Below are 13,357 nucleotides of genomic sequence, written 5' to 3'. Positions count from 1 at the left end.
GTGGGAGCGAGACAGGGGCCCTCGCACGGCGAAGGACCCGGGTCCGCCCCCGCCCCGGCAGGGGCGAGGACGGACCCGGGCCCGGTCACGGAGCGTCAGCCGCAGTCGGGCCGGTCGTGCTCCGGTTCCGTGACGGTCTCCCGCTCGTCAGAGGTGTCGGACGGACGGGCGGTGACGGTCACGGAGCCTGCCGCCGGTTCGGCGCCGCGGACCGGGAATGCCTGGTAGGCGCTCCGGCCGGGAGCGACGTCGGCGAAGGTCTTCGACCCGAACGGCGTGTCGACCGCGACGTCCAGGGCGACGGTGTCGTCGTTGACGGCACGGACCGCGACGTAGGGCGTACCCGCGAGGCACCGGACCTCGGCGGTCGCGGTGATGGCGACCTCCTCCTGCGCGGGCACCTCCTGGCTCGGGAGCCGCTCGATCCAGACGTTGCGGAACCGGGGGTTGAGACCGGGGTCGCCGTGGTCCTGGAGCTTGATGTACCCGGACGTCGGGCCCTCCTCCTTGCCGTTGCCGGTCTTGCCGTCCACCGCGACGTCGTCGTGGACGAGCTGCCCGTTCCACACGAGCGTGATGCGTGCGTCCTCGGTCTTCGTGCCGTCGGGTGCGAAGCGCGCGCCCCGGAACGTGAGGTCGTACGTCTGCCACGTGCCCATCGGTGTCGCGGCGTTCACGTCCGGTGCCTTCTTCAGGTAGATGGCCCCGGCGTCGTTGTCCTTCGGCGGGTCGATCCCGAACGACTCGAGCACCTGGACCTCGTAGCGCTCCTGGATGTACACGCCGCTGTTCCCGCGGGCCTGGCCGGTCTGGGTGGGGGCGTGCTCGGGCTGGTACCACTCGACGTGCATCCGGAAGTCGTCGAACTTCTCCTTCGTCCGGATGTCGCCGCCGAGGGACTCGAACGAGCCGTCCGCGACGGGCCACGTCGCCGGGCCGCCACCGTTGACCGCTGCCCACGCGTCGAGGTCCGTGCCGTCGAACAGCGTGATGCGCTCGTTCGGCGTGACGGTGAGGCTGTCGAGGTTGACGTGGCCGATGTCGTCGTCGTCGTGCTGGATGGTGACGGTGTTCGCTCCCTCGCGCAGGGGCACGGTCTCGACCTGCGTCGCCCAGGTCGCCCAGCTCACCGTGCTGTCGAACCACACCTGCTTGAGCTTCTCGCCGTTGACGTACAGGCTGAGGTTCCTCGGCATCGGCCGCGGGTCGCTGTTCTGCCCGTTGGCGTAGCGGATCGCGAGGTCGTGCAGGCCGGCCTCCTCGGCGCGGACCGCGAAGGTGGTGCGCGCGCCCGGCTCCCAGTTGCGGTCGACGAACCCGGAGCCCGAGTAGCCGGCGTGGTTGCTGTTCCAGCCGGCTCCGCCGCCGATGTCGGCGGCCTCGGCCTCGTACACCGGCGGTGCGACCGAGCCGTCCGGCAGGCGCGTGAGCGTGTACCAGGCCTCGGTGCTCCACAGCTCGGCGCCGCTCTCCGACGCGAACGGGCGCGGGGAGTGCACCTTGACGACCCGACCGGGCTCGAGCCCGTCGATCTGGAGCGACACCGTCTTCCGGTCGTCCGACAGCGTCGCGGACGTGACGTCGAGGTCCTCCTCGTCGACCTTCGGGCCGCCGTACTGCGGGGTCGCCACGTAGCGCCACTGCGCGGCCGTGTACCTCGACGCGAGGTCCTGCGCCGTCTCCTCGGACACGGGCTGCGTGTACTCGATCTCGAAGCCGCCCTCGACGGCACGCATCTCGAGCATGTCGAACGCGTGGTTCCCGTCGTACGTGAGCTTCTGGAGACCGTACGAGAGCTTGCCCGCCTGGCCCCAGTTGCCCGACCAGCCGATGCCGCCGACGTAGATCGCGCCGTCCGGGCCGACGCTCGTCCGGCTGACCCCCGACTCGAGGCCCTGCGTCATGCGGAAGACCGCCCCCTGCTCCTGGCCCGCGACGTCCTCGAGGTAGGCGCGCTGGAGGCCGCCGTACGTCACGTCGCCGATCGCCATCTGGCCCGCGAACACGCCCTCGGTCAGCACGACCGGGTTGCTCGGCGAGTTGGAGATCTCGCTGTGGGGCATCCACAGGACCGGCTCGGTGACGGGCTGGTCGTCGTAGGGGCCGTCGGGGTTGGTGAAGTGGTTGTAGAACGCCCCCTCCTCGACGCGCACGAGCTTCGACGTCGGGATGCGGACCCCTTGGTTGTCGGTGACGTACATGCCCCCGTCGGCGCCCCAGCCGAGCCCGTTCGGCGTGCGCAGGCCGCCCGCGACGTACTCCACCTCGCCGGTGTCCTTGTCGATCTTCATGACCGAGCCGCGGTTCTCGGCGAGCTGCGGGTCCAGGGAGTTGCCGCCGGGCACCATCGCGATGCCCGTGGTGACGTAGAAGTACCCGTCCTCGTAGAGCAGGCCGAAGGCGAACTCGTGGTAGTTGCCGCCGAACGGCCAGGTCGCGATCGTGCGGTGCTCGTCGGCGACCTCGTCGCCGTCCTCGTCGACCAGCGCCGTGAGGCCGTCCTTCTCCGACACGTAGATCGTGCCGTCGACGTACTTGAGGCCCATCGGCTCCGTGAGGCCCTCGGCGACCTTCGTGTAGGTCACCTCGTCCGCGCCGCCGTCGCCGGTCACGTGGTCGACCAGGTAGACCTCGCCGAGCTGCGTGAGCCGGTCGCCGCCCCACGAGGAGATGGCCAGGCGGCCGTCGGGCAGCCAGTCCATGCCCGTCACCTGGGGCTCGAAGCCCTCTGGGCGCAGGTTCGTCAGCGTGTAGTCCGGGTGCACCTCGGTCAGGGGCAGGCCGTCGCCCGGGGTCTCGGTGATGCCCTCGCAGGACTTGCGGCCGGGCGACGTGACGCGCGTGACGTCGGCGTCGGTGCTCAGGACGCCGTTCGGCACGAGGACGAAGCCCTGCGCGCCCGGCGGCCGCCACTCCAGCTTGAGCCGCTGGTCGAAGGCGCCGTCGAAGTGGTCGATGTGCAGCGCGTGGTAGCCCGGCTCGAGGACGATCGACCCGTCCTTGGACGTGGCGCCGTGCCGGCCCGGGTGGTCGACCACGAGCTCGTCGTCGAGGAGGAGCCGGGCGCCGTCGTCGCTCGTGATGCGGAAGTCGTACGTCCCTGCCGTCGCGACGTTCAGGTAGCCGGTGACCTCGGTGACGAACTGGTCCCCGAGCCCGAAGTCCGCGGCCGTGGTCCAGTCGATCGTCGGCATGATCTTGTCGACGTTGGGGGTCTGGCCCGGCTTGAGCGTGCAGTACTCCACGAGCGGGAACTGGACGTCGAAGACGCGCAGCGTGACGCCGGGCTCCTGCGGCCGGATGTCCGCCTGGGCGGCCGTCGGCGCAGCGGTCGGTACCGCCGCCTGGGCCGACAGGACGCCGAACGGCACGGCCAGCGCGACGAGCGCGGCCACGACCGTCCGTCGTCTCCGCCGGTGCTGGGGGGTGCCTGGGGGTCGTTCGTCGAACGCGGTGAGATCCATCAGCCTGCCTCTCCGTCGAGGGCCTTGCGTGTCCGGGGTGGTGCACGGGGTGCGCGCATCGGTGCGCTGCCTCGTCACTATCCGGGGGCACGACGGGCGTGGGCAACGAGTTGCCACTTGTTGCACCTGTCGGGCGGTGGAGCCGCCCCGCCACGGTCCTCAGGTGCGACGGCCGGTCGAACCACGTTCCACGAGCTTGGCCGGCAGCAGGGTCGGCCCGGCGGCGGGCGCCGGGACCGTGCGCAGCTGGGCCAGGAGCCGCTGGACCGCGTACGACCCGAAGTGGCGCAACGGCGCGGCGACCGTCGTGAGCGGCGGGGAGCAGAAGTCCGAGCCGAAGATGTTGTCGAACCCGACGATGCTCATGTCGCGCGGGACCACGACGCCGAGGCGCCCCATGCCGCGCATCGCGCCGATCGCGATGAGGTCGTTGTACGCGACGGCGGCGGTCGCCGAGTGCCTGACCAGCGTCTTGGCTGCCGAGAGGCCGCCGGCGAGGGTCGGTGCGTAGGGGCCGAGCCGGCGTGCCTGCAGGTCGCTCTCGCGCGTCGCCTCGCGGAAGGCTCGCCAGCGCATGCCGTCGGCCCACGACGCCTCCGGGCCGGCGAGGTAGGCGAGGCTCGTGTGGCCGAGCCCCGCCAGGTGCTCGACGGCGCTGCGCATCCCCTGGGCGTTGTCCGTCAGGACGCTCGGGACGTCCGTCATCAGGCGGTTCATGACGACGGTGGGCCGCTGCTTGGCGGCGACCCGGATGGAGGAGTCCGACAGTCGTGACGTCGCCAGGATCATGCCCTCCACGAGGGGCAGGGTGCGCTCGAGCGCCTGGCGCTCGGCCTCGTCGGACTCGTGGGCGTCGACCATGAGGAGCGTGTACCCGGCGTCGCGTGCGGTCGCCTCCGCTCCGCGGATGATCTCGAAGAAGAACGGGTTGGTCACGTCCGCCACGACGATCCCGAGGAGCGAGGACCGGCCCGTCGGCAGGCCGCGAGCGAGCGGGTTCGTCCGGTAGCCGAGCTCGCTCGCGACCTGGCGGATGCGCTCCGCGGTCTCCGCGTTGACACGGCCGGGGCGCGAGAACGCGCGCGACACGGTCGAGGGCGCGACGCCGGCCGCCTTGGCCACGTCGTAGATCGTCGGGCTGGCACCATTGCCGGCTGGGGTCATGCGCTCGGACTGTAACGGTGCTGACAGCGCTGGACAACAACCGGTTGCGCCGCGTCGGCCCGGCCGGGCGGCCCAAGGCAAGTGATGGCAACTGCTTGACGCGCCCCGACGGCCGCTCTCCAATGGCACCCGTGACGAGGCGCGCAGACGCGCCCCTGCCCGTCCCGACGGCGAGTCGGCCACGGGCCTCGGGGCCCCCCGGTACGACGACGGCCGACGAGCTCGTCCGTGCGGTCACCGCCCGGATCGTCGCGGTGGGCGACGGGGGCTCCCTGGGTGTCGTCTTCTCCGGCGACGAGAGCTCGCAGGTCCTGCTCGGCCTGACGGTCCGTGCTCTCGGCCGCTCCCGCGTCGTCGCCCTCGTGGACCCCCCGGCCGCCGCGTCGCCCGTCCGGCGCTGCGCCGTCGTGCAGGCCGCGAACGGGCTGGGTGCGCCGGCCTTCGACCTGGGCGGGCGAGCGGCCGGCGAGGTGGTCGGCGCGCTCGGCCTCTCCGCCGCGGTCGTCCCCGAGGGCGCGCGCGGGGGCGGCGAGCCGCCCGTCGTCGTGCCGCTCGCGCTCGCCGGGCTGGACCTCGTGGCGGCGGGCATCTCCGGGCCGCCGCCGGACCGGTCGCGAGCGGACGAGGACGCCGTCCAGGTCGAGGCCGCCGAGAGCGAGCTGCGCCGGCTGGGTCTGGAAGAGCTCCGTGTCCGCCACCACGGCGAGCTCGCCCGGATCGAGGCGCCGTACGCCGACGTGGCCGCCGTCGCTGCCGAGCCCCTGCGCGGCGAGGTCCTGCGGGCCGTCCGCTCGGCGGGGTTCCGCCGTGTCGCGCTCGACCTCGGCGCGCTCGCGGACGCTCCCGAGGCCTGACCGAGCGTCCCGGGGGGCGCAGGACCTGGCTGACCGGTGGCAACCCGTGGCAACCGGTGCGGTCCTGCCCCGGGCGCGCGCCAGCACCTCGTGGGCCCGCCGGACCCGGACAGGTGCAACAAGTGGCAACTCGTTGTTCCGGTCGGGAACGGCCCCCTACTGTCCATGCAGACGCACCGAGAACGAGCTCGGCGCGCAGCTCTCGACACCCCGACCCGAACCCCTTCCCGGGGCTGCCGACGACGGCACGGGTCGGCCTCGGGGCGGACGACGACCAAGGGAGGGCACGACCGTGTGGACGCTCTCGGGCTTCGCGGACGAGATCTCGCCCGACCTGCAGACGCAGTGCGTGGTGGCGACCGAGCTCGGCCTGCGGTTCGTCGAGCTCCGCAGCGCCTGGGACACGAACGTCCTCGACCTCGACGACGCGCAGCTGGACCGGGCCGAGCGGCTGCTGGACCGGTACGACCTGCGGGTGTCGAGCATCGGCTCGCCGATCGGCAAGATCGCGGTGGACGAGGACTTCGACGCGCACCTCGTGCGGATGCGGCACGCCGCGCGCGTCGCGCAGCGGCTGCGGGCCCCGTACATCCGGGTCTTCTCCTTCTTCGTGCAGCCCGGGACGGATCCCGGGGCGTGGCGAGACGTCGTGCTGCGGCGGATGTCGGCGCTCGCGGACGTGGCGCGCGAAGCCGGCGTCGTGCTGCTCCACGAGAACGAGAAGGGCATCTACGGGGACGTCCCGGAGCGCTGCCTGGACCTCGTGGAGTCCGTCGGGTCGCCGCACCTCGCGCTCGCGTGGGACTCGGCGAACTTCGTGCAGGTCGGCGTCCGCCCGTACACCGACGGCTACGCGATGCTGCGCCCGCACCTGGAGTACGTGCAGGTGAAGGACGCGCGGAGCGGGACGGGGGAGGTGGTGCCCGCGGGTCACGGCGACGGCGAGCTCGTCGAGACCGTCCGGGCGCTGCGCGACGACGGGTTCGACGGGTTCTTCTCGCTCGAGCCGCACCTGGGCACCGCCCACCGCCTCGGCGGCTTCTCCGGCCCGGAGCTGTTCACCGAGGCCTGGGAGGCCTTCAGCGGCATCCTCGCCGCCGAGGGGGTGCCGTTCCGATGACGGACGCGCCGACCCCGGCCGGACCCCCGAGCACCAGGACGACCACGATGGAGGACAGCGCGATGACGACTGCCCAGGACGTACGACCCGCCCGACCCGCGGCACCGTCGACCACGGGCCGCGCCCGTACCGAGGACCGCGGCACGACGTCGTTCGGCGGCCGGGTGCTCGCGGTGGCCTCCGCGGCGTGGCGGCCCGCGCTGGTCCTCCTGGCCCTGTTCGCCGTGTGGTGGTTCGTCGCGTGGCGCGAGCTCGTCCCGGCGTACCTCGTGCCGGCCCCCGGCGCGGTGTGGGACACCATGGTCGCGGACTGGGCGATGCTGCTCGAGCACACCTGGGTGACGACCGTGGAGACCGTCGTCGGCTTCGTGCTCGCGGCCGTGATCGGCGTCGCGACGGCCGTCCTCCTCGTCTACTCGAAGACCGCGGAGAAGGCGCTGTACCCGCTGATCCTCTTCGCGCAGGTCATCCCCAAGATCGCCATCGCACCCATCCTCGTGGTCTGGTTCGGGTTCGGGCTGACGCCGAAGATCGTCCTCGCGGTCCTCATCGCGTTCTTCCCCGTCGTGGTGTCCGCCGTCGCCGGCCTGCGCTCGGTCGACCCCGAGCTGCTGGAGCTGTCGGCGACCATGGGCGCCTCGCGGTGGAAGACCTTCCGCAAGATCCGCTTCCCGGGGTCTCTCCCGCAGCTCATGTCCGGCCTGAAGGTGGCCGTGACGCTGGCGGTCGTGGGCGCGGTGGTCGGTGAGTTCGTCGGTGCGGACCGCGGGCTCGGGTACGTGCTCCTGCTCGCGAGCGGCAACCTCGACGCCCCGCTGCTCTTCGCCGACCTCATCCTCATGTCCTTGATCGGCGTCGTCCTGTTCCTGCTGGTCGAGCTGCTCGAGCGGATCCTCATCCCCTGGCACGCCTCTCGACGGGGCAACCTCGCCCTCGCGTCGGCGTGACCGCTCCCCGACCTGACAGGCACGATCCCACGGTTTCCGTCGTCCGCGAGGACGGCACGAGAAGAAGGGCTCATTCCATGCGTGGTGGCAGGCTGGGAGTTTCGCTGGCGGTGGCCGGCGTCGTGGTGGCAGGGACGTCGGCCTGCGGGCAGTCGTCCGACCCCTCCGGACCGGGTGGCGGGGAGGGGGACGGCGGGCTGACGGAGGTCACGGTCACCCTCAACTGGGTGCCCTACGGGGAGCACGCGCCGTTCTACCTGGGGGTCGAGCAGGGGATCTTCGAGGAGGAGGGCATCGACCTGACGATCCAGCCGGGCAACGGCTCGGGGAACACGGTCCAGCAGGTCGCGCAGCGCAACACCGACTTCGGGTGGGCGGACACCCCGCCGCTCGCGAACGGGATCAGCTCCGGCATGCCGGTGCGCAGCGTCGGCGTCTTCCTCCAGACCGGTCCGAGCTCCGTGGAGTTCTTCGACGACCAGGGCATCACCGAACCGGCCGACCTCGTCGGGAAGACGGTCGGCGGGACCCCGGGCGACGCCATGTACGGCACGTTCCCGGCGTGGCTGGAGATCAACGGCGTCGACCCGGACGACGTGACCGTGGTCAACGTCGACGCGGCGGGCAAGGTCGCCGCGCTGATCGAGGGCCGGGTCGACGCCATCCAGGGCTTCTACCACGACCAGGCTCCGACGATCGAGAACCAGACGGGACGCGAGGTCTCCGCGCTGCCCTTCTCGGACTTCGGCATGAACCTGCTCGGCACGGGGCTCGTGGTGAACGAGGCGACCGTCGAGAGCGACCCCGAGCTCGTCCAGGCGATGCTGCGGGCGACGTCGAAGTCCTTCCTCGCGGCGTCGGAGGACCCGGAGGCCGCGGTCGCCGCGATGGCGGCGGGCGCGGAGCAGGCGCCGGACGAGGGCGTCCTCGCTGCCCAGCTCGAGGCGACGATCGGCCTCCTGAACCTCGAGGACGCACCTGCTCCCGGTGTCAACACCGAGCAGCAGTGGACGGACACGCTGACGTTCCTGTCGGAGAACACGGAGTTCGAGGGCACGGTCGTGCCGGCCGACTACTGGGACGAGACCTTCGGGGAGGACCTGTGACGGCGACGGCCGGGCTCGTCGCGACGACCCGGTCGGTCGACGCGGAGCCGATCATCGAGGTCTCGCACCTCACGATGCGCTTCCGCTCGAAGCGGTCCGAGACCGTGGCCCTCGACGACGTGTCGCTGACCGTCATGCCCGGCGAGTTCGTGACGATCGCGGGCCCGTCGGGCTGCGGCAAGTCGACGCTGCTGAAGATCGTCGCGGGGCTGACCCTCGTCTCGGAGGGCGACGTGCGCCTCTACGGGGAGCGGGTCACCCGGCCCCAGCGCGAGATCGGGTTCGCGTTCCAGCGGTCGGCGCTGCTCGAGTGGCGCGGGGTGCGGAAGAACATCCTGCTCCAGGCCGAGATGCGGGGGATGGACCGTCGTCGTGCGGAGGCGCGCGCCGACCACCTCATCGAGCTCACGGGGCTCTCGGGCTTCGAGAAGGCGCTCCCGCACGAGCTGTCGGGCGGCATGCAGCAACGGGTCGCCCTGTGCCGGGCGCTCCTGCACGAGCCGCGCGTCCTGCTCATGGACGAGCCGTTCGGCGCGCTCGACGCGCTGACGCGCGAGCAGATGAACATCGAGATGAACCGGATCTGGCGCGAGACCGGCACGACCGTCGTGCTCGTCACCCACTCGGTGCCGGAGGCGGTGTTCCTCGGCAGCAGGATCGTCGTGATGAGCCCGCGCCCGGGGCGCATCGTCGAGACGCTCGAACCCGGTCTGCCGGACCACCGCGAGTACGCGACGACGCTCGCCGACCCGCGGTTCACGGCGGCTGCCGAGCGTCTGCGGGACCTGCTCGGCGCGAGCCACGTCGCCGAGTGACCGACGCCGCCGGCTCGCCCGCACGGCCGGGACCGCGGCCCTCGACGCAGACCACGAGAACCCAGGAGGACCCACCATGACCACGAAGCGCATCGGCGTCGGCATCGTTGGGATGGGGGGCATCGGCACGATGCACGCCCGGGCCCTGCGCGCGCTGGACGACCAGGTGCGGCTCGTCGCGTACAGCGGCGCGCGCGCCGCCACGGCCGACGAGCTCGCCCTCTGGCCCGCGGAGCACCTCGGGCCGGAGGCCGTGATCACGCACCCCGACGTCGACGTGGTGGCGATCTGCTCCCCGAGCGGGACGCACGCCGACCTCGCACGGGCGGCGCTCGGTGCGGGTCGGCACGTGGTCGTCGAGAAGCCGCTCGCGCTGGACGTCGACGACGCGCTGCGCGTCGCCGCGACCGCCCGCGAGCGCGGCCTGACGGTGTCCACGATCTCCCAGCGTCGGTTCGAGACCGAGCACGCGGCGCTCAAGAGGGCCGTCGACGACGGGGCGCTGGGCGAGCTCCGGCTCGCGACGACCCATGTCCACTGGTTCCGCGACGACGACTACTACCGTGCGGCGTCGTGGCGGTCCACGACCGGACAGGGCGGGGGGTCGTTGATGAACCAGGGCGTGCACAACGTCGACCTCCTGCGCTGGCTGTGCGGGCCGGTCGAGTCGGTGACGGCCCAGTCCGGCACGCTCGCGCACGCGATCGAGGCCGAGGACACGACGGTCGCGACGGTCCGGTTCACCTCCGGCGCGCTCGGCGTCGTCACGACGACCACGGCGGCACCACCGGGGTTCCCGGCGACGATCTCGCTGTTCGGGTCCCGCGGGTCCGTCGAGCTGGGTCAGGGCGAGGTGCGCCGGTGGGACGTGCCGGGGGTCCCGGCACCGACGACGGGCGCCCCGGCGAGCGGGGCGGCGGACCCGCTCGCGATCGGGCACGCGGGCCACCTGGCCCAGTGGACACGCATCGTCACCGCGCTCGAGACCTCGACCCCCGTCCCGGTCGGGATCGACGAGGCGGTCGAGACGGTCCGGCTGCTGTGCGCGATCGACGAGGCGGCCGCGACCGGGTCGACGGTCAGGCCGTCGGACCTGGCGGCACCGCGCGCACCGGCGGCCTGACGCGAGGCGGTCTCTCCGAGGCATCTCGCCGCGGTGAAAACGTTCGCAGCGCTAACGTGTCGCGACTCGCCCGCATGCGCCCAGCGGGCGCTACAATCGTTTGCACCAGCCGGTTGAGTCGAGGACGTCAGGAGGGAACCATGGTCACGGTCCGCGACGTCGCCCGGGAGAGCGGCGTGTCGATCTCCACGGTCTCCCGCGCTCTCGCGGAGCCCGAGCGCGTCGCTCCCGAGACGCGGGACCGGGTCGTCGCCGTCGCCACCCGGCTCGGCTACCGGCCGAACCGGGCCGCGAGCGGCCTGCGGGCCGGTCGCACCGGCGCGCTCGGCCTCGTCGTGCCGGACCTCGAGAACCCGTACTTCGCGTCCGTCACCAAAGGGGTGCAGGCGCGGGCCCGGCGGACGGGGCACGCGGTGTTCGTGGTCGACGCCGGCGAGGACCCGGGGCTCGAGACCGAGCTCGTCGAAGGCCTGCGCCCGCAGACCGACGGCCTGGTCCTGTGCTCCCCGCGGGCCGTCGAGGCAGACCTCGAGGTCGCCCGGGACACACCCGTCGTCCTGGTGAACCTCCGCATCGACGGGATCCCCGCCGTGTCGTCCGACGACGCGCACGGGGTCGTGCTCGCCGTCGAGCACCTGCGTGCGCTCGGGCACCGGCGCGTGGCCTACGTCGGCGGCCCCGAGCGGTCCTGGTCGGACGGCCGCCGCCGGGCAGGGCTGGAGCTCGCGCAGGCGCGCTTCCCCGACGTCGAGACGGTCGCGGTGGGCTCGTTCCGTCCGCGTGTCGAGGGCGGGCGGGCCGCGGCCGACCTCGTCGTCGCCTCCGGCGCGTCGGCGGTGCTCGCCTACAACGACCTCGTCGCGCTCGGCCTCGTGGCCCGGCTCCGGGAGCGCGGCCTGTCCGTCCCCGACGACCTCAGCGTGATCGGGTTCGACGACACGTTCGTCGCGACGCTCACCACGCCTCCCCTCACGACCGTGCGGACCGACCTCTCGCTGCTCGGCGCCCGGGCCGTCGACCGGCTCGTCGCCCTGCTCGACGCGCGGCGCGCCGCACGCGTCCCGGCGACCGGCACGACCGTCGCGCCACCGACCGGGCCCGAGGACGAGCTCCCCGTCGAGCTCGTCGTGCGTGACTCCACGACCGTCCCACCGACCACCGTGCCCCCCGGGGCGCGCCCGAGCCCCACCGAACCGCAGGAGGCCGTGTGACCGCCCCGACCGCCACCCCGACGCCGCCGGCCCCCGACGCCCTCGCGGGCGCAGCGCCGGACGACCGCGACGACACGCGCCTGCACCGCGACGCGGTCCCCTCGGACCTGCCGGCGCCGGTCCGGCCGACGCAGGTCGGGATCGTGCACCTCGGCATCGGGGCGTTCCACCGCGCCCACCAGGCCGTCGTCACGGAGGACGCGGCGCGCGCCACGGGCGACACGCGCTGGGGGATCCTCGGCGTCACGCAGCGCTCGGCCTCGGTCCGCGACCAGCTGCGCCCGCAGGGCGGGGCCTACACGGTGCTCACCGTCGGTCCCGACGGTGCGTCGCCGCGCGTGGTCGGGTCCGTGACCGACGTCGCGTGGCCGGCCGAGGAGACACCGCGCGTCCTCGCCGCTCTCGCCACACCGACGACCCACGTCGTGACGCTCACCGTCACGGAGAAGGGCTACTGCCGCGGGGCCGACGGCCGCCTCGACGTCGAGGCCGTGCGCCGCGACCTCGACGCGCTCGCTCGCGAGGAGCAGCCCGCGGGGTACCGCGACGAGGTCGCGACGGCCACGAGCGCCGTCGGGCTGCTCGTGCGCGGGCTCGCCGCGCGCCGTCGGGCCGGGGGCGCGCCGCTCACGGTGCTGAGCTGCGACAACCTCGCCGACAACGGCCGCGTGCTGGGCGCGCTCGTGGTCGAGGCCGTGGACGCGGCCCTGCCCGGCGACCAGGGCGACGACCTGCGGGCGTGGCTCGCCGCCTCGGTCACGTTCCCGTGCAGCATGGTCGACCGGATCGTGCCCGCGACGACGGACTCCCAGCGCGACGCGGTCGAGACGCTGCTCGGCGCCCGCGACGAGGGCCTCGTGGTCGCCGAGCCCTTCCTCCAGTGGGTGATCGAGGACCGCTTCGCCGGTCCGCGGCCCGCGTGGGAGCAGGGCGGCGCGACCTTCACCGACGACGTCGCGCCGTACGAGCGCGCCAAGCTGCGCCTGCTCAACGGCGCCCACTCGCTCCTCGCGTACGCGGGCTCCCTCGCCGGGTACACCACGATCGCCGAGGCCGTCGCGGACCCGGCGCTCGCGGCGCAGGCGCGCGCGCTGCAGGCCGACGCGATCGCGACCCTCGACGCGCCCGACGGCGTCGACCTCTCCGCGTACTCCGAGGAGCTGCTCGAGCGCTTCGCGAACCCCGCGACCGGGCACACGACCCGCCAGGTCGCCATGGACGGCACGCAGAAGATCCCGTTCCGCTGGGGCGGGACGCTCGCCGACCGCCTCGCCGCCGGCGAGCTCCCGCAGGGCGTCGTGGCCGCGCTCGCCGCGTGGGCGGCGTTCGTCGTCGCCGAGGTGCGGGCCGGACGTGCGGTCGACGACCCGCGCGCCGAGGAGCTGCGGTCGGTCGTCGAGGCCGCCGACGGCGAGGCCTCGGCGGCCCGTGCGCTGGTGCGCCTGCCCGGCCTGCTGCCGGACGCCGCGGACACGGGCCTGCTGGACCGTCTCGTCGACGCGGTCGTCGACGCGGTCGTCGACGCGTCGGCCGCCGGTGGGGTCGCGTCGTGA

10 protein-coding genes are annotated in these 13,357 nt (G+C 73.4%); 8 read left to right on the top strand and 2 right to left on the bottom strand.

All coding sequences use genetic code 11. The features are described from left to right. Positions 1–95: 95 nt before the first annotated feature. Both ACWPWV_RS03080 and ACWPWV_RS03075 read right to left on the bottom strand, forming a co-directional pair. Complete coding sequence (locus tag ACWPWV_RS03080; protein WP_454041488.1) at positions 96–3,395, bottom strand: family 16 glycoside hydrolase; 3,300 nt, start codon at positions 3,393–3,395, stop codon at positions 96–98. A 228-nt stretch (positions 3,396–3,623) separates the two neighbouring features. Then, complete coding sequence (locus tag ACWPWV_RS03075; RefSeq protein WP_454041487.1) at positions 3,624–4,628, bottom strand: LacI family DNA-binding transcriptional regulator; 1,005 nt, start codon at positions 4,626–4,628, stop codon at positions 3,624–3,626. 131 nt (positions 4,629–4,759) lie between these two features. Here ACWPWV_RS03075 and ACWPWV_RS03070 point away from each other — a divergent pair, with 131 nt between their 5' ends. From ACWPWV_RS03070 to ACWPWV_RS03035, 8 genes are all read left to right on the top strand, one after another. After that, a complete protein-coding gene (locus tag ACWPWV_RS03070; protein ID WP_454041486.1) occupies positions 4,760–5,482 on the top strand; it encodes a hypothetical protein in 723 nt (240 codons plus the stop codon). 292 nt (positions 5,483–5,774) lie between these two features. Then, on the top strand, positions 5,775–6,602 hold the full coding sequence (locus tag ACWPWV_RS03065) for a sugar phosphate isomerase/epimerase family protein (RefSeq protein ID WP_454041485.1): 828 nt from the start codon (positions 5,775–5,777) through the stop codon (positions 6,600–6,602). A gap of 62 nt (positions 6,603–6,664) precedes the next feature. Further along, positions 6,665–7,549: an ABC transporter permease gene (locus ACWPWV_RS03060; protein ID WP_454041484.1), complete on the top strand. Its 885-nt coding sequence runs from the start codon at positions 6,665–6,667 to the stop codon at positions 7,547–7,549. 122 nt (positions 7,550–7,671) lie between these two features. Continuing rightward, positions 7,672–8,655, top strand: coding sequence for an ABC transporter substrate-binding protein (locus ACWPWV_RS03055; RefSeq protein ID WP_454041483.1), 984 nt, complete (start codon positions 7,672–7,674; stop codon positions 8,653–8,655). Continuing rightward, positions 8,652–9,470, top strand: a complete 819-nt coding sequence (locus tag ACWPWV_RS03050) for an ABC transporter ATP-binding protein (protein WP_454041482.1) — start codon at positions 8,652–8,654, stop codon at positions 9,468–9,470. The genes ACWPWV_RS03055 and ACWPWV_RS03050 overlap by 4 nt, the downstream gene beginning before the upstream one ends. A 76-nt stretch (positions 9,471–9,546) precedes the next feature. After that, the gene (locus ACWPWV_RS03045; protein ID WP_454041481.1) at positions 9,547–10,593 is read left to right on the top strand and encodes a Gfo/Idh/MocA family protein; all 1,047 of its coding nucleotides are present in this window, start codon (positions 9,547–9,549) and stop codon (positions 10,591–10,593) included. A 140-nt stretch (positions 10,594–10,733) separates the two neighbouring features. Continuing rightward, entirely contained in the window at positions 10,734–11,804 is a 1,071-nt protein-coding gene (locus ACWPWV_RS03040) for a LacI family DNA-binding transcriptional regulator (RefSeq protein WP_454041480.1), read from the top strand. Further along, entirely contained in the window at positions 11,801–13,357 is a 1,557-nt protein-coding gene (locus tag ACWPWV_RS03035) for a mannitol dehydrogenase family protein (protein ID WP_454041479.1), read from the top strand. The genes ACWPWV_RS03040 and ACWPWV_RS03035 overlap by 4 nt, the downstream gene beginning before the upstream one ends.

It is taken from the genome of Cellulosimicrobium sp. Marseille-Q8652, from assembly GCF_965112045.1.
The sequence above is the reverse complement of the archived record's forward strand: the minus strand, read 5'-3'. Positions and strand labels throughout refer to the sequence as shown.

Bases quoted from the DNA above. Each gene is read 5' to 3' on its own strand.
- ACWPWV_RS03045 (WP_454041481.1), top strand. From the start codon at position 9,547: ATGACCACGAAGCGCATCGGCGTCGGCATCGTTGGGATGGGGGGCATC.
- ACWPWV_RS03060 (WP_454041484.1), top strand. From the start codon at position 6,665: ATGACGACTGCCCAGGACGTACGACCCGCCCGACCCGCGGCACCGTCG.
- ACWPWV_RS03040 (WP_454041480.1), top strand. From the start codon at position 10,734: ATGGTCACGGTCCGCGACGTCGCCCGGGAGAGCGGCGTGTCGATCTCC.
- ACWPWV_RS03075 (WP_454041487.1), bottom strand. From the start codon at position 4,628: ATGACCCCAGCCGGCAATGGTGCCAGCCCGACGATCTACGACGTGGCC.